At 74.5% G+C, this 15,893-nt stretch carries 15 protein-coding genes; 10 read left to right on the forward strand and 5 right to left on the reverse strand.

All coding sequences use genetic code 11. From position 1 onward, the window contains the following. The first annotated feature begins 132 nt into the window (after positions 1 to 132). The 3 genes from QQK22_RS04515 to holA all read left to right on the forward strand — a co-directional run bounded on the left by QQK22_RS04515 (position 133) and on the right by holA (position 3,973). Positions 133 to 288, forward strand: coding sequence for a ComEA family DNA-binding protein (locus QQK22_RS04515; RefSeq protein WP_284252537.1), 156 nt, complete (start codon positions 133 to 135; stop codon positions 286 to 288). After that, a complete protein-coding gene (locus tag QQK22_RS04520) occupies positions 285 to 2,903 on the forward strand; it encodes a ComEC/Rec2 family competence protein (protein ID WP_284249722.1) in 2,619 nt (872 codons plus the stop codon). The genes QQK22_RS04515 and QQK22_RS04520 overlap by 4 nt, the downstream gene beginning before the upstream one ends. Before the next feature lie 95 nt (positions 2,904 to 2,998). Beyond that, positions 2,999 to 3,973 carry a DNA polymerase III subunit delta gene (gene holA / locus QQK22_RS04525; protein WP_284252539.1) on the forward strand — a complete coding sequence of 325 codons (975 nt, stop codon included), beginning with the start codon at positions 2,999 to 3,001 and terminating at the stop codon, positions 3,971 to 3,973. A gap of 271 nt (positions 3,974 to 4,244) precedes the next feature. Here the strand turns inward: holA and rpsT are convergent, their stop codons facing one another. Both rpsT and QQK22_RS04535 read right to left on the reverse strand, forming a co-directional pair. Beyond that, positions 4,245 to 4,505 carry a 30S ribosomal protein S20 gene (gene rpsT, locus QQK22_RS04530; protein WP_284249724.1) on the reverse strand — a complete coding sequence of 87 codons (261 nt, stop codon included), beginning with the start codon at positions 4,503 to 4,505 and terminating at the stop codon, positions 4,245 to 4,247. Between the two features lie 150 nt (positions 4,506 to 4,655). Continuing rightward, positions 4,656 to 5,228, reverse strand: coding sequence for a type II toxin-antitoxin system PemK/MazF family toxin (locus tag QQK22_RS04535; RefSeq protein ID WP_284249726.1), 573 nt, complete (start codon positions 5,226 to 5,228; stop codon positions 4,656 to 4,658). Between the two features lie 113 nt (positions 5,229 to 5,341). On the opposite strand from QQK22_RS04535, the gene QQK22_RS04540 reads away from it, so the two are divergent. The 3 genes from QQK22_RS04540 to QQK22_RS04550 are packed head-to-tail and all read left to right on the forward strand — an operon-like array spanning position 5,342 to position 8,774. After that, a complete protein-coding gene (locus QQK22_RS04540) occupies positions 5,342 to 6,997 on the forward strand; it encodes a circularly permuted type 2 ATP-grasp protein (RefSeq protein WP_284249728.1) in 1,656 nt (551 codons plus the stop codon). After that, entirely contained in the window at positions 6,991 to 7,920 is a 930-nt protein-coding gene (locus QQK22_RS04545; RefSeq protein WP_284249730.1) for an alpha-E domain-containing protein, read from the forward strand. The genes QQK22_RS04540 and QQK22_RS04545 overlap by 7 nt, the downstream gene beginning before the upstream one ends. Continuing rightward, entirely contained in the window at positions 7,917 to 8,774 is an 858-nt protein-coding gene (locus tag QQK22_RS04550) for a transglutaminase family protein (RefSeq protein ID WP_284249732.1), read from the forward strand. The genes QQK22_RS04545 and QQK22_RS04550 overlap by 4 nt, the downstream gene beginning before the upstream one ends. Positions 8,775 to 8,789: 15 nt before the next feature. On the opposite strand, the gene QQK22_RS04555 is transcribed toward QQK22_RS04550, so the two are convergent. From QQK22_RS04555 to QQK22_RS04565, 3 genes are all read right to left on the reverse strand, one after another. Then, entirely contained in the window at positions 8,790 to 9,275 is a 486-nt protein-coding gene (locus tag QQK22_RS04555; protein ID WP_284249734.1) for a septum formation family protein, read from the reverse strand. Between the two features lie 107 nt (positions 9,276 to 9,382). Continuing rightward, positions 9,383 to 9,841 (reverse strand): hypothetical protein, encoded by a 459-nt coding sequence (locus QQK22_RS04560; RefSeq protein ID WP_284249736.1) that lies wholly within the window; start codon positions 9,839 to 9,841, stop codon positions 9,383 to 9,385. A gap of 46 nt (positions 9,842 to 9,887) precedes the next feature. Further along, positions 9,888 to 10,685 (reverse strand): maleylpyruvate isomerase family mycothiol-dependent enzyme, encoded by a 798-nt coding sequence (locus QQK22_RS04565; protein ID WP_284249737.1) that lies wholly within the window; start codon positions 10,683 to 10,685, stop codon positions 9,888 to 9,890. Between the two features lie 40 nt (positions 10,686 to 10,725). On the opposite strand from QQK22_RS04565, the gene lepA reads away from it, so the two are divergent. From lepA to QQK22_RS04585, 4 genes are all read left to right on the forward strand, one after another. Further along, positions 10,726 to 12,600 carry a translation elongation factor 4 gene (gene lepA / locus QQK22_RS04570; RefSeq protein ID WP_284249739.1) on the forward strand — a complete coding sequence of 625 codons (1,875 nt, stop codon included), beginning with the start codon at positions 10,726 to 10,728 and terminating at the stop codon, positions 12,598 to 12,600. 21 nt (positions 12,601 to 12,621) lie between these two features. Continuing rightward, entirely contained in the window at positions 12,622 to 13,824 is a 1,203-nt protein-coding gene (hemW, locus tag QQK22_RS04575; RefSeq protein ID WP_284249742.1) for a radical SAM family heme chaperone HemW, read from the forward strand. A gap of 113 nt (positions 13,825 to 13,937) precedes the next feature. Then, positions 13,938 to 14,822, forward strand: a complete 885-nt coding sequence (locus QQK22_RS04580) for a hypothetical protein (protein WP_284249744.1) — start codon at positions 13,938 to 13,940, stop codon at positions 14,820 to 14,822. Positions 14,823 to 15,044: 222 nt separating this feature from the next. Beyond that, complete coding sequence (locus QQK22_RS04585; RefSeq protein WP_284249746.1) at positions 15,045 to 15,884, forward strand: hypothetical protein; 840 nt, start codon at positions 15,045 to 15,047, stop codon at positions 15,882 to 15,884. The last annotated feature ends 9 nt before the right edge of the window (positions 15,885 to 15,893 follow it).

Genomic DNA, 15,893 nt, shown 5'->3' on the forward strand with positions numbered 1-15,893 from the left:
CCGCCCACCGCACCGGCCGCGCCACAGGCGAGCGGTTCGGGGCCGCCGGCCGACGCGTCGCCGGGCGCGACATCAGGGGCGGCCCCGACGGCGGGTGCCCTCGTCAACCTCAACACCGCCACGACGGCGGAGCTGGACACGCTCCCGGGCATCGGCCCCGCCATCGCCGGCCGCATCGTCGAGTGGCGCGAGAGCAACGGCGGCTTCCGCAGCATCGACGAGCTGGACGAGGTCTCCGGCGTCGGACCGGCACTCATGTCCGACCTGCGCGATCGCGTCACGGTGTGAGCGGCACCCGGCCCGCGCGCCAGGACCTGCGCCTCGTTGGCCCCGCGCTGACGGCGTGGGGAGCCGCCGCGCTGGCGGTGGGCCTGTCGACACCGGGTCGGCTCGCGCTCGTCGCCGGTGGTGCCGCGCTCGGCGCGCTCGCCGTCTGGCGCGGCACCCGACCGGCGCGGGCGCGTCACCGCGACCGCTGGCAGACCGGCACGCCCACGTTGGCGCTCGCGGCCCTGCTGGTGGCGCTCGTGGTCGCGAGCGTCGCGGCCCAGGACGCGCTGCGCACGCGTGGAGTCGCCGAGGCGCTGGCCTGGTCAGGATCGGCCGACGTCGTCCTGCGCACGAGCGAGCCGGCCTCGCCGCTCGCCTCGAGCGGTCCCGACGGCGCCGCACGCGTCATCCTCGAGGCGACCCTGACGGGACTCGAGGTCCGCGGTCACGAGATCGGTGCAAGGGCCCCCGTGCTGGTCATCGGGTCGGCGGCGTGGAGCGAGGTGGTGCCAGGGTCGGTGGTCCACGCGCGCGTCCGCCTCCGCCCCACGGAGCCGGGGGAGCGGCCGGTCGCGCTCGTGCTCGCCGACACGCCCGCCGTCGCGACGGGCCCGCCCTGGTGGCGCGCCGCGAGCCACGCCGTGCGCACGGGCCTCCTGGCGGCGACCGACGGGCTGCCGCCCCACGCGGCACTCCTGCCCGGCATCGGGGTCGGCGACGACTCCCGCGTCCCGCCCGATCTCGCCGACGCCATGCGGGCGACGTCGCTGGGGCACCTCCTCGCCGTCTCCGGCGCCCACATCGCGATCGTGCTCACCGGTGTGCTGGTGGCGACGGCGTCGCTGGGCCGCACCGGCCGCGCCGCGTGCTGCGTCGCCGTCCTGGTGGCGCTGGTGGCACTGGTCGGGCCCGACCCCAGCGTCGTGCGTGCCGTCACGATGGGCGGTGTCGTCGTGCTCGCGCTGGTGCTGGGGCGGCGGGCGAGCGCGCTCCCGGCGCTGGGCTCCGCCGTCGTGCTGCTCGTGCTCGTGGACCCGTGGATCGCGCGCGAGATCGGTTTCGCACTCTCGGTCAGCGCGACGGCCGGGCTCGTCCTGGGCGCCGGACCGCTGACGGAGGTGCTCGCGCGGCGGGTGCCGCCGGTGGTGGCCCCGGCGATCGCGGTGCCGCTCGCCGCGCAGCTCGCGTGCCTGCCCGTGCTCGTGCTGGTGGACCCCGGGGTGGCGACCTACGGCGTCCTCGCCAACGCTCTGGTCGCGCCGGTGATCGCCCCGGTCACCGTGCTGGCGCTGCTGGCGGCGGCCGCGTCGACGTGGTGGGCGGCGGGGGCGCACGGGCTCCTGTGGGTCGCCCAGGGGGGCACCTGGTGGATCGACCAGGTGGCGCGCCGGGGTGCGGAGCTGCCGCTCGCACGGCTGCCGTGGCCGCCGGGGTGGGTCGGGACCGCGCTGCTCCTCGGCGTCGTGGTGGTGGTCGTGGCACTCGCGCGGACGCGCGCCGGTCGCGCGCTGCTGGCCCGTCTCGAGGGCCGGTGGTCCGCCCTGCTCCTCGGTGCGGGAGGCGCGGTCGCGGCGGTCGCGTGTGCGGCGGCGCTCGTCGCACCGTGGCGCCCGGCACTGGTCCGGGTCGCCACCCCGGTGGTCGAACCCGCGTTCCCGCCGCCCGACTGGCGCCTGGTGCAGTGCGACGTCGGCCAGGGTTCGGCCCTGCTGATCTCGACCGCGGCCGGGGGCGGGGGCGGATCCGCGGTGATGGTCGACGTGGGTCCGCCCGACGGCGACGTCGCGGGCTGCCTCGCCGACGTCGGGATCACCCGCCTCGAGCGGCTCGTGCTGACGCACGCCGACGCCGACCACGTCGGGGGCCTGGCGGCGGTGCTCGGGGCGGTCGTCGTCGAGCGCGCTCTCGTCCCGCGCACCACCGACCCGCGCGCCGCCGGGGTCGTGCGGGCCCTGACGGACGCCGGTGTCGCGGTGGAGGAGACGGTCGTCGCGACGGATGCGGACGGGGGCGCCACCGCGCCGCACGACGTGGTGGGAGCGGCCGACCTGCGCGTGCTGTGGCCGACCGACCGTGCGGTTCAGCTGGCGGACCCCGACGACGCCAACGACCTCAGCCTGACCCTGTGGGTCCAGGCGCCGGAGCTGAGCGTGCTCGTGCACGGCGACCTCGGCGCCTCGGCCCAGCAGGGGCTGGTGCGGACGTGGCCCGGACTGCTCGAGCGGCCGCCCGACGTCGTCGTGGTCGCCCACCACGGGTCGGCCGACCAGGACCCGGCGCTGCTCACCGCGGCGGCCGGTCGGCTCGCGCTCGTCAGCGTGGGCGCGGACAACGACTACGGGCACCCGGCGTCGGTGACCTCGGACACCCTGACCGCCGCGGGAGCCGTCGTGGTGCGCACGGACCGGTGCGGCGCCGTCGCGGTGGCGGGTGCCTCTCGCGGGTCCGGGGCGCACGGTACGGGGACCGGGGCGGGCGACGGCGACGGCGCCCTGATCGTCTCGGGCTGCCGCGCCGATCTGGGCGCGGCGGCCGGTCCCGGTGCAGGGACCGGTGTCGGTGCAGGGGCCGGTCCCGGTGCCGGGATCGACGCCCGGTCGTTCGCTGCGGCGCGGGCCGGCGGCCCCTCGTGATCCGGTGGACGCCGCGGTCGACGTGGCAGGCTTGCCCCGTGCCTCCCGCCCGCCGCGCCCCGTCCCGATCATCCCGATCCGCCGGCACACCCGGGGTGCCGTGGGACCGCGCGGAGCTGGCTCCGATCGTCCTCGTGCGGGGGACGGAGGGGCTGCTGGCGGACCGTGCCGTCGCTCGGCTGGCGCGTCTCGCGCGGGAGGCGGCCGTTGCCGCGGGCGAGGCCGAGCTCGAGGTCACCAGTCTGGAGGCCGCGCAGTACGAGGGCGGCCGGCTGTCGGTCATCACCTCGCCGTCGCTGTTCGCCGAACCGCGCCACGTCGAGATCCTCGGCTTCGAGGCCATGACCGACGCGTGCGCCACCGACGTGCTCGCCTACCTCGCCGACCCTGCACCCGACGTCACGCTGGTCATCCGGCACGGCGGGGGAGTGCGGGGCAAGAAGGTGCTCGACGCGCTCGTGGCGGCGAAGGTCGGCCAGGTGGCGTGCGACCCCGTCGCGGACCGCGACAAGCCGGCGTTCGTCACGGCCGAGTTCTCGCGCGCCCGACGCAAGATCGCGGGCGACGGCGTGGCGGCGCTCGTCGACGCCGTCGGCTCCGACCTGCGCGAGCTCGCCGCCGCGTCGCAGCAGCTCATCAGCGACACCACGGGTGTCGTGACCGAGACCGAGGTCGACCGCTACTACGGCGGCCGGGTCGAGGCGACCGGGTTCAAGGTCGCGGACGCCGCCGTCGCCGGGGACGTCGCGGCCGCCCTCGTCCTCGTGCGGCACGCGATGGCGAGCGGTACCCCGCCGGTCCCGCTCGTCGCGGCGCTCGCGCTGAAGCTGCGCACGATGGCGAAGGTGGCTGCCTCGCGGGGTCGCGACCACGGGGCGGAGGTGCTCAAGGGGCTCGCGCCGTGGCAGGTCGACCGGGCGCGCAAGGAGCTCGCCGGGTGGACGCCCGAGGGGCTCGCGGCGGCGCTGACCGCGACGGCGGCCGCGGACGCCGAGGTCAAGGGCGAGTCGCGCTCGCCCGAGTTCGCGATCGAGCGCGCCGTGCGCCGCATCGCCGCCGCCCGCGGCTGACGCACGGCCCGGTCGACCCGAGCGAGCATGCGTGCGGCTGCTGTAAGGCGCCGATAGAGCACTGACGCGCATTCTCGACCGAGGCTCGGTCGACGCTGTCGGGTCGAGCATGCGTACGGCTGCTGTATTGCGCGGATAGAGCAGCGACGCGCATTCTCGGTCGAGTGGAGGGCGCGCCGGCGCGGGGGTGCGCGGAGCGGCACCCGTCCGGGAACGCCGACGGCGCCGCACCCCGAGGGGTGCGGCGCCGTCGATCAGCGCGGTGGCCGGCTCAGAGAGCGGCAACCTGCTTCGCCAGACCCGACTTGCGGTTGGCGGCCTGGTTCTTGTGCAGCACGCCCTTGGAGACGGCCTTGTCCAGCTTGCGCGACGCGACGCTCAGGGCGGCGGCGGCCGCCTCCTTGTCGCCACCGGCGATGGCCTCGCGCGTCTTGCGCACGTAGGTCTTCAGCTCCGACTTGACGGCCTTGTTGCGCAGGCGCGCCTTCTCGTTGGTGAGGATGCGCTTCTTCTGGGACTTGATGTTTGCCACGTTCTACGTCCTGGTGCTTGAAGTGATGGGTCGGCGAGGGTTCTTGCCGCCGGCCTGAGACCGGGCGTGGGGCACCCGTGGCGGTCAGCGGAACGAGCCGGCCGACCCGTACGGGCGCCATGCTCGACCAGCGATGCTACCACCCGTGCGTCACCACCCGTGGTGGCCCCGCAGCGCCGCCACCACGACGTCGAACCGTACCCGCGCCAGGGTCGCGCCCTCGCGGCGCACCGCACCCCGGGGCACGAGCAGCACGCGGTCCACCCTGACCTCGCTCTCGCGCCCCCGCGAGTCCCACGCGCCCGACCCGACGTCCACCCAGGTGCGGCCGCGGGCGGCCTCGCGCCCGCCGTCGCGCGAGTGGTCCTTCGAGGTGAGCTGCACGCCCACGAGGTCACGCCCGCGCGTGCCGACGACGAGCACGGGGCGGTCCTTGCCCTGCCGGGGGTCGTCCTCGTAGGGCACCCAGCCCCAGACGACCTCGCCGGGGTCGGCCTCGTTGTCGGGATCGGGGGAGTAGGAGAGCGACGGCGTGCCCCAGCCCTCGACGTCGTACTCCCGGATCGTCGCCCCCGAGGGCGCGAGCGACGGGGCCGACGGCTTCGGCCCCGCGGACGGGGACGGTGCGGCGGGACGGGAGCGCCGACGATCCCGTGGCGCGGCCGAGGTGCGCCGCGGCGCGAGCAGGGAGACGGCGGCGCGGAGCAGGCTGTCGATCCTCACGGGCGCCACCCTGCCACGCGGGTACGACGCGCGTCAGGGGTGGGTCGGATCGATCACGGGGACGCACCGGCGCGTTTTACCCATCCGTTACCCCGGCGCACTAGGTTCGAACAATGGTCGATCTGTTCGAGGGGTACCCCGCCGGCGCCGCGTGGGACGAGATGACCGGCCTCACGCAGGCCTCGCCCGCCGAGGGGTCGGGGTCGTCGGACGGACCGGCGTGGCGCGACCAGTACGGCCAGCTGCGCGCGGCGATGGCGCGCCTCAGCCCCCAGGAGATCCGGGCACGCGGTGACGCGCTGGCCCGCTCCTACCTCGCCCAGGGCGTGACGTTCGACATCGGTGGTGAGGAGCGCCCGTTCCCCCTCGACCCCGTTCCGCGCATCCTCGACGCGGAGGAGTGGGACACCCTCGCCCCGGGCGTCGCCCAGCGGGTCAAGGCGCTGGAGAAGCTGCTCGACGACATCTACGGCCGGCAGAAGGTCGTGACCGACGGCGTCATCCCGCGGGCGCTCATCACCTCCTCCGCCCACTTCCACCGCCAGGCCAAGGGCATCGTCGCCGCGAACGGCGTGCGCGTGCAGGTCGCGGGCATCGACGTCATCCGCGACGGCGAGGGCGGGTGGCGCGTGCTGGAGGACAACGTGCGCGTCCCGAGCGGCGTCAGCTACGTGCTGTCCAACCGCCGGGCGATGGCCCAGACGTTCCCCGAGCTGTTCAGCTCCATGCGGGTGAAGCCGGTCGCCGACTACCCGCGCCGCCTCCTGGCGGCCCTGACCGCGGCGGCCCCCAGCGGCGTGGACGACCCGGTCGTCGTCGTCCTCACCCCGGGCGTGTACAACTCGGCCTACTTCGAGCACTCGCTGCTCGCGCGCCTCATGGGTGTGGAGCTCGTGGAGGGCCGCGACCTCGTCGTGAGCGGCGGCCGCGTCTACATGCGCACCACGGAGGGCCGCCGCCGCGTGGACGTGATCTACCGGCGGGTCGACGACGAGTTCATCGACCCGGTCGCGTTCCGGCAGGACTCCCTCCTCGGCTGCCCCGGGCTGCTGGGTGTCGCCCGCCTCGGCAACGTCGCGATCGCGAACGCCGTCGGCAACGGGGTGGCCGACGACAAGCTGATGTACACCTACGTGCCCGACCTCATCCGGTACTACCTGGGCGAGGAGCCGCTGATCTCGAACGTCGACACCTGGCGGCTCGAGGAGCCCGACGCGCTCTCGGAGGTGCTCGACCGGCTCGAGGAGCTCGTGGTCAAGCCGGTCGACGGTTCGGGCGGCAAGGGCATCATCATCGGCCCGGCCGCCTCGCGCGCGGAGATCGACGAGGCCCGCACCCGGCTGCGCCTGGACCCGCGCGGCTGGATCGCGCAGCCCGTGGTGCAGCTCTCGACCGTGCCGACGCTGGCGGGGGACCGGCTGCGACCGCGGCACGTGGACCTGCGGCCGTTCGCGGTCAACGACGGCGACGACGTGTGGGTGCTGCCCGGCGGCCTGACCCGCGTCGCGCTCCAGGAGGGGCAGCTGGTCGTCAACTCCTCGCAGGGCGGTGGCTCGAAGGACACGTGGGTGATGAACCGCACCCGCCGGGGCGGCGAGACGGAGGCGCCGCGTGAACCGGCGCCCGCGCCCCCGCTGCGGCAGGGGCCGGCGGTGGACGCGCACCCCGACGGCGCGCGGGCCGTCGCGGCGGGCACGCAGCAGGAGCAGCAGCAGCAGATCCAGCAGCAGCATCAGCAGCGCAGGACCGAGGGGAGCACGACGTGCTGAGCCGGATCGCGGAGTCCCTGTTCTGGGTCGGCCGCTACGTCGAGCGGGCGGACGACACGGCCCGCATCCTCGACACCCACCTGCAGCTCCTCCTCGAGGACCCGTGGGTCTCGGAGGACCTCGCGTGCCGGTCGCTGCTGGCGGTCATGGGGGCGCCACCCCCGCCGTCGGACGCCGAGGTCACGCCCTCGCACGTGATGCAGACGCTGGGCTACGACCGGGTCAGCCCAGGGTCGATCGCCGGCGTGCTGGACGCCGCGCGCGAGAACGCGCGCCGCGCCCGCGAGACGATCTCGACCGAGCTGTGGGAGTGCCTCAACACCACCCGCAACGACCTCCCGAGCGCCATCCGGGAGCGAACCACGCCCGAGTACTTCGCGTGGGTGCGCGAGCGGGCGGCGGTCGCAGCCGGCATCACCGACTCGGCCACGAGCCGCGACCAGATCTGGACGTTCCTGGTGCTGGGCCGGTCCATCGAGCGCGCGGACATGACCGCGCGCCTGGTCGCCACGCGCGCGATCGCCGGCTCCAGCGGTCCGAGCTGGACCACGCTGCTGCGCTCGTGCGGCGCGTACGAGTCGTTCCTGCGGGCCTACCGCGGCAGTGCGAGCGACGCCCTGGCCGCGGAGTTCCTGCTGCTCGACCCGCTCTTCCCGCGCTCGGTCGTGTACGCGCTGCGGCAGGCAGAGCAGTGCCTCGTCTCCCTCGGCGAGGGGAGCGCGCGCACGAGCACCGAGAGCGCGGTCCGGATCCTGGGCCGCGTCCGATCGGGCCTGGAGTTCCGCCCGGTCGGCCAGCTGCTGGATGACCTGCCCGCGGAGATGGAGGAGGTGCAGCGCGCGTGCTCCTCGGCGAGCGACGCCGTGCGGCTGCGCTACTTCCCGACCGGGGCGCACGACGACTGGGTGGGAGAGCGGCTGTGACCCGACTGCACATCGTCCACACGACGCGCTTCGTCTACGAGCGCGCCGCGTCGGCGTCCTACAACGAGGCGCGCATGCGCCCGAGCACGCTGCCCGGGCAGATCGTGCTCTCCTCGCGCCTGACGGCGAGCCCGAGCAGCTTCAGCCACGAGTACCGCGACTACTGGGGCACGCAGGTCCTGGCGTTCGAGGTGCTGCGCAAGCACTCCGAGCTCACGGTCGTCTCGGAGTCCACCGTGGATCTCGCGCCGCGGCCCGATCCGGGCGCCACCGGGCTGGCCGAGCAGGTCGAGTGGCCGATGCTCTCGGAGCCGGGGATCGTCGACCGCCTCGCGGAGTACCTCGCGGCGACGCCGGCCACGGCACCCCTGGACGACCTGGCCGCCCTCGCGCTCGACGTCGGGGCCGGTCGCTCGCCGTCGGAGGCCGCGCTCGCGGTGTGCCACGCGATCCGCGACGCCGTGCAGTACGTCCCCGGCGCCACCGGCGTCCACACGCGGGCCGCGCAGGCGTGGGAGCAGCGCTCCGGCGTCTGCCAGGACATCGCGCACCTCGCGATCGGCGCGCTGCGCAGCCTCGGCATCCCGGCGCGCTACGTCTCGGGCTACCTGCACCCGCTGGGGCACGAGGCCGTCGTCGGCGAGACGTTCGTGGGGGAGTCCCACGCCTGGATCGAGTTCTGGTGCGGCGAGTGGTACCCCTACGACCCGACCAACCGCAGCGAGATCGCCGACCGGCACGTGGTGGTCGGTCGCGGTCGCGAGTACGCCGACGTCACCCCGCTCCGCGGCGTGTTCGCCGGCGGTGGTCGCTCGCAGCAGTCCGTGGAGGTGGCGCTCACGCTCGAGGCGTGAGCGCCCGGCCCGGGGTCAGTACGCGGCACCCTCGAGGGTGCCCGTGACGGGACCGGCCGGGTCCCAGATGGCGCAGCTCACGACGCGGTCGTCGGCCTGCTCCCAGCTGCCCTGCGTCGGGTAGATCGGGTAGACCTCCAGCGCCGAGGCCTCGAAGTCCAGTCCCACGAACGTCTTCCACTGCGCGAGGCACTCCTGCGTGGCGGTGGTCTCGACGGCGTCGGTTCCCGGGTAGTCGCCGTCGGGGAACACGTACTCGGCGTACACCTCGTTGTCGTGCGCCTGCGAGCAGGGGACCGTGGGCAGCGAGTTGACCTCGGTCGTCCCGCTGAGGTCGCCCTCGTCGTCGAAGCAGTCCCCGACGGCGATCGTGAAGACGTCCGTGTCCCCACCGGTCGTGATCTCGCCCGACTCGTCCCGCGTCTCGCCCTGGCCGCACGCGGCCAGGACGAGCGGGAGGGTGAGGAGAGCGACGAGCAGAGGGGTGCGGCGCATCGTCATGGGAACCTCCACCCGGGTCGGTGAGCGGATGACGACGCCCGGGTCCGCCGGCAGTCCGCCGATGGTGGGGAGCGTAGCGAGGCCGACCCCGCCCCGGGGAGGTCGGCTCAGAAGAGCTGGGCGAGCCCCACGATCAGCAGCAGCCCGAAGGACATCCCGGCGCTCCCGATCGAGGCGAAGCTCAGCGCCGCCAGGCCGCCGACGCCGAGCCGCGGCACCACGGTCTGCTCCGCGCCGCCGACGATGACCTCGAGCTGCTGACCGTCGGGCGTCACGGTGCGCACCACGTTGTCCGGGTGCTCACCGGTCTCCTCCATGCGGTGCAGCCGCTGCAGCACCTGGTGACGGCGGACGGCGAGCATCACGACGGGGACGGCGAGCGCCAGTGCGGCGACGCGCACGATCCAGGCGCCCACGCCGGACAGCGGCAGCGTCGCGGCGAGCAGGGCGGCGATCACGACGGCGGCCACCACCACGATCACGAGCGTCGGCTTCCCGACGGCGCGCGACCCACCGCGCCCGATGGCGCCCCAGTCGATCCCGGCTCCCGGTGTCTGCCCGCTCATGGCTCCACCCTCGCACGGGGCCCGGCGGCGGGCCAGGCGGGTTCGCTCACGGCGTGAGCCCCGCGGCCACCAGCCCGGCGAGGGCGGCGTGCGCGTCGTCGTCGGCCATCCCCTCGCCCGCGACGGCGAGCGCGGACGACGCCGTCGGCACGCGTCCCCACACCATCAGTCCCAGGTCCTGCGCCCTCCCCGTGACGACCACGCGCGGGGAGGCGGGCGCGGGGGCGACGGCGGACCCGCCGTCGAGCACGACGTCCACCGGTTCCGGACCGCCGTCGCCCCGCCGCAGCACCAGCGCCACCGGCGGTGCCGCGACCCGCCCGAGCCGCACCTGCCGCGGGTGCATCACCTCGGCGACCTCGCGCACGGCGTCCCACCACTGCGTCGCGTCCCCGAGCGGCCCGACGTCGGTCGCGAGCCCCGCCGCCGCGCGCAGGTCCCACAGGTGCACGAGCGTCTCGAGCTTCTGCCTCCGGTGCCAGAACGCGACCGTGCCGGTCTGCTGCTCGCGGGGAACGCCGTCGTCGGACAGGGTCCAGGCGTGCGCGGCGGGATCGAGACGGCGCAGCGTGGTGAGCAGCTCCTCGGCGCAGGTGCGGTAGAGCACGGGGAGGTCGAACGGGCCGCGCCCGAGCGGCGTCTCGCGCGTGCGCGAGGCCTGCCCGGCCGCCCAGTGGTGCACGCGTGCGAGGTGCACCACGAGGTGCCGGACGCGCCAGCGGCCGCACGAGGGGACGGGCACGTCGGGGTCGACGGTGTCGACCGTGGTGGCGAACGCGGCCTGCAGCGCGGCGAGCACGTCGAGGTCGGTGGCGGCGCCGCGCGGGTCCGGTGGCTGCGGCATGGGACCATGGTGCGTCCCCGTCAGCTCTTCCGGAGTCTTCGTGCCCATTCCCTCGGCCTCCCTCGCCGCGACCATCGCGCCGGCGTCGACCGCCCCGCACCTGCTGCGCAACTTCTGCATCATCGCCCACATCGACCACGGCAAGTCGACGCTGGCCGACCGGATGCTGCAGTCCACGGGTGTGGTGGAGGCGCGCGCGATGCGGGCGCAGTACCTCGACCGGATGGACATCGAGCGCGAGCGCGGCATCACGATCAAGAGCCAGGCCGTGCGCATGCCCTGGCAGGTGGGCGAGAGCGCCTACGGCCTCAACATGATCGACACCCCCGGCCACGTCGACTTCACCTACGAGGTCTCGCGCTCCCTCGCCGCGTGCGAGGGCGCCGTGCTGCTGGTGGACGCCGCGCAGGGGATCGAGGCGCAGACCCTCGCGAACCTCTACCTCGCGCTCGAGAACGACCTCACGATCATCCCGGTGCTGAACAAGATCGACCTGCCGGCCGCGCAGCCCGAGAAGTACGCCGAGGAGCTCGCCGGCCTGATCGGCGGCGACCCGGAGGACTGCCTGCGCGTCTCGGGCAAGACGGGTGTCGGCGTCGAGGACCTCCTCGATCGCATCGTCCGCGACATCCCGGCCCCCGTGGGCGACGCCGATGCTCCGGCCCGCGCGATGATCTTCGACTCCGTCTACGACACCTACCGCGGCGTCGTCACCTACGTCCGCGTCGTCGACGGGTCCCTCAGCCCGCGTGAGCGCATCGCGATGATGTCGACGAAGGCGACGCACGAGCTCCTCGAGATCGGGGTCTCGGCCCCCGAGCCGACCCCGACGAAGGGGCTCGGCGTCGGCGAGGTCGGCTACCTCATCACCGGGGTGAAGGACGTGCGGCAGTCGCGCGTCGGCGACACGGTCACGAACGCCCAGAAGCCGGCGGCGAGCGACCTCGGCGGCTACCAGGACCCCAAGCCGATGGTGTTCTCGGGGCTGTACCCGATCGACGGCAGCGACTACCCGGTGCTGCGCGACGCCCTGGACAAGCTCAAGCTGAACGACGCCGCGCTCAACTACGAGCCCGAGACCTCCGCGGCGCTCGGCTTCGGCTTCCGCTGCGGCTTCCTCGGCCTGCTGCACCTCGAGATCGTGCGCGAGCGGCTCGAGCGCGAGTTCAACCTCGACCTCATCTCCACCGCCCCGAACGTGGTCTACGAGGTCACGATGGAGGACGGCACCGAGCACGAGGTGACCAACCCGAGCGAGTACCCGGCGGGCAAGATCAGCGAGGTGCGCGAGCCGGTCGTCCGGTCCACGATCCTGACGCCGAGCGAGTTCGTGGGCACGATCATGGAGCTGTGCCAGACCCGCCGCGGCACGCTGCTGGGCATGGACTACCTGTCCGAGGACCGCGTGGAGATGCGCTACACGCTGCCGATGGCGGAGATCGTCTTCGACTTCTTCGACGCGCTGAAGTCCCGCACGCGCGGCTACGCGTCACTCGACTACGAGCGCACCGGCGACCAGGCGGCCGACCTCGTCAAGGTCGACATCCTGCTGCAGGGCGAGAACGTCGATGCGTTCTCCTCCATCCAGCACAAGGACAAGGCCTACGCGTACGGCGTGATGATGGCCGGGAAGCTCCGCGAGCTGATCCCGCGCCAGCAGTTCGAGGTGCCCATCCAGGCCGCGGTCGGCAGCCGGATCATCGCGCGCGAGACCATCCGCGCGATCCGCAAGGACGTGCTCGCCAAGTGCTACGGCGGCGACATCTCCCGCAAGCGCAAGCTCCTGGAGAAGCAGAAGGAGGGCAAGAAGCGCATGAAGACGATCGGCCGGGTCGACGTGCCGCAGGAGGCCTTCATCGCCGCGCTCTCCTCCGACGCCTCCTCGGGCAAGGACGCCAAGGATGCCAAGAAGTAGGACTGTCGGACGGGCGCGCGCGTGAGTCCACAGCTCCCCGAGGGTGAGAGCGCCCCGCTCGACGGCGCGCTCCCCACCTCCGTCCGCGACGGCGCCGCGGACCGGGCGTTCGGTGTCTACCTGCACGTCCCGTTCTGCCGGGTGCGCTGCGGCTACTGCGACTTCAACACCTACACCTCCTCCGAGCTCGGGGAGGGCGCCAGCCAGGCGACCTACGCCAGCAGCGCGCTCGCGGAGATCGCGCTGGGGGCGGACGTGCTGCGGCGTGCGGGTCTGTCCGCGCGCGAGGTCGCGACGGTCTTCGTCGGTGGCGGCACGCCGACGCTCCTGCCCGCGGCCGACCTCGCCGCGATGATCGACGGCGTGCGCGAGACCTGGGGTCTCGCGCCCGGGGCGGAGGTCACCACCGAGGCCAACCCGGACTCCGTGACGCCGCGGTACCTGGCCGACCTCGTCGCGGCCGGGTTCACGCGGGTCTCCTTCGGCGTGCAGTCCGTGGTGCCGCACGTGCTCGCGACGCTCGACCGCACGCACGACCCGAGGCGCGTGCCCGACGTCGTGCGCTGGGCCCGCGAGGCCGGCCTCGCCGTCTCGGTCGACCTCATCTACGGGACGCCGGGGGAGAGCCTGGCGGACTGGCGTATCAGCCTCGAGGCCGCGCTGGCGCTCGAGCCCGACCACGTCTCCGCCTACGCGCTGACGGTCGAGCCGGGTACCGCCCTGCACCGCCGCGTTCGCAGCGGCGAGCTGCCGGCGCCGACGGGGGACGACGAGGCGGCGAAGTACGAGCTCGCCGACGAGATCCTCGGGCGCGAGCTCGGCTGGTACGAGATCAGCAACTGGGCGCGCACGCCGGCGGACCGGTGCCGCCACAACCTCGCCTACTGGCGCGGTGACGACTGGTGGGGGATCGGCCCCGGCGCGCACAGCCACGTGGGCGGGGTGCGCTGGTGGAACGTCAAGCACCCTCGCGCCTACGCGAACCGCCTGGCGGCCGGGCACTCGCCCGCGCACGGCCGGGAGATCCTCGACGACGAGGCGCAGCGGCTGGAGCGCGTCATGCTCGGCACGCGCCTCGCCCAGGGTTTCCCGACGGCGGGGCTCGACCCGCGCGCCGTCGCCGGGCTGATCGCCGAGGAGCTGGTGACGTTCCGCCCGGGCACGATCACACTCACGAGGCGGGGGCGGCTGCTCGCCGACACCGTGGTGCACCGGCTGACCTGAGGCGGGCCGTCCGCCTCGGATCCGCCCCTCCCGCCCGCGCCGGTTCCCTTGACACCGCTCCCGGCGCGCCGGTTGGCTTGCTCGCGCACCGCACCCCGTGGAAGGACTCCGTCATGACCGATCCGAGCAGCCCCGACCGCGAGCCGGGGTCCTACGGCGCCCCGCCGCCCCCGGCGCAGCCGGGCCCCTACGGCGCCCCACCGCCCCCGGCGAGCGCCTACCCCTCGCCGCAGCAGGGCGGATTCCCGCCGCCTCCCGGGTACTCCGGGGCGCCACAGCCGCACGACGCCGGCTTCCCGCCGCCGCCCCCGCCCGGGTACGGCTCCGGCGGCTCAGGCTCGAGCGACGTCGGCGCCGCATTCAGCTGGGCGTGGCCGCGGTTCGCCGCTAACTGGGGCGTGATGATCGGAGCGGCTCTCGTCTGGGGCGTCGGGATCGCCATCATCGCCGGCGTCGGGTTCGCGATCGCGGGCGCGGTCGCGGGGACGTCCTCGGCGGCGACGACGGAGCTCGGGTTCGCCGCAGCGACGTCCTTCGGCATCGGCGGCGTCATCATCGTCGGCATCCTCTCGATGGTCGCGGCGTTCCTGTCCACCCTCGCGCTCACGCACGGCTACCTCCGGGTGGCCGACACCGGTCGGGCCGAGTTCGGGGACTTCTTCCGTTTCCGCAACGCCGGTCAGGGCATCCTGCTGGTGGTGCTCATGGGTCTCGCGGCCGGGCTGCTCTCGTTCACGGGGATCGGGACGCTGATCGTGAACTTCTTCGGGGCGTTCGCGGTGTTCCTCGTGGTGGACAGGGGCGCAGGAGCGATCGACGCGATCAAGGGGTCGATCCGACTCGCGCTGGACAACGCCGGTGTGACTGCGGTCGCGGTGCTCGTCTCGCTCGCCGGCGTGTTCGTCTGCTTCGCCGGCGCCCTGGTCACCATCCCGCTCGGGTCGCTCGTCCTGGCCCACGCCTACCGCCGCTCGACGAACGGGCACGTCCCGGCCTGAACGGGTTCCCCACGCGTCGCCGTCGCTCTGACACGATGCCGCCATGAGCACCCCCACCAGCCCTGGCCGCCCGCCGACGACGACCGACCGGCGGGCGGCGGGTCGTACGGGAGCACGGGTCCTGCGGGCCCGGCCTGGGGTTCACCGGCCCCGCAGGACGCCGAGCCGGTCAGGAGCTGGCCCGCCCCGCCGCCCCCGCCGCCCGGCTACGGCGGCGGCTACGTGGGTTCCTCCGGCGGACCCACGGACGCCGGGCCGTGGGGCGGGGGCAACCCCTACGGCCCACCGCCGGGCTACGGGCCGTCCGGCTACGCCTCGCCCGGCTACGGTCCACCCGGCGCGCCGTACGGCGGATCCAGCCGCCCGGCACCCGCCACCGCCGGTGCGGCGACGTCGCTCGCGTTCTCGAGGTTCGGACGGGCCGCGGGGCCGATGATCGGCCTCTTCGTCATCCTCATCGCCGTCTCCGTGGCGCTCGAGTTCTCCCTCACCTCGGTGCTCGCCGCCGCCGGTCTCGAGGGACCCTACGGCGACCTGACCGAGGCCGGTTTCCGGGAGGACGGGCTGAGCTACACCGGCACGCTGATCGTCGCGCTCGTCACCGCCGTCGTCACGGGTGCGAGCGCGCTCCTGCTGGCGATCGGGTCCCTGCGGGCGGTCCGCACCGGCAGCCTGCGGTTCTCGGAGTTCTTCGCGCTGCCCCGCGGCTGGGCGGCCTACGTCGGTGTCGCCGTCGCGCTCTCGGTGCTGCCCGAGCTGCTACCGAGCGCCGGCGGCGGACTCGTCCTCGGACTCGCGGCGCTCGTGGGGTGGGTGCTGGTCCTGTTCGTGCCGCACCACCTCGCGGACTCCGACCAGGGGTTCGCCGCGGCCCTCGCGGCGTCCGCCCGGACGGTCGGGGCGAACCTCGGCCAGGTCCTGCTCCTGATGCTCATCTCCCTCGGGCTGGTGGTGGCGGGCACGCTCGCGTGCGGCGTCGGACTCCTCGCCGCCGTGCCGATCGTCTCGCTCGCCCTGGCCGCGCTGTACACGGGCTTCCGCGGCGAGGTCGTGCCCGCCTGACCCGGCCTC

Origin of the sequence: Litorihabitans aurantiacus (assembly GCF_030161595.1) — a bacterium.
GTDB classification, from domain to species: Bacteria; Actinomycetota; Actinomycetes; order Actinomycetales; family Beutenbergiaceae; genus Litorihabitans; species Litorihabitans aurantiacus.

Coding starts and splice junctions, on each gene's coding strand:
- QQK22_RS04555 (WP_284249734.1), bottom strand. CDS start 9,275: ATGACGATGCGCCGCACCCCTCTGCTCGTCGCTCTCCTCACCCTCCCG.
- QQK22_RS04580 (WP_284249744.1), top strand. CDS start 13,938: ATGACCGATCCGAGCAGCCCCGACCGCGAGCCGGGGTCCTACGGCGCC.
- QQK22_RS04540 (WP_284249728.1), top strand. CDS start 5,342: ATGGTCGATCTGTTCGAGGGGTACCCCGCCGGCGCCGCGTGGGACGAG.
- QQK22_RS04560 (WP_284249736.1), bottom strand. CDS start 9,841: ATGAGCGGGCAGACACCGGGAGCCGGGATCGACTGGGGCGCCATCGGG.
- QQK22_RS04565 (WP_284249737.1), bottom strand. CDS start 10,685: ATGCCGCAGCCACCGGACCCGCGCGGCGCCGCCACCGACCTCGACGTG.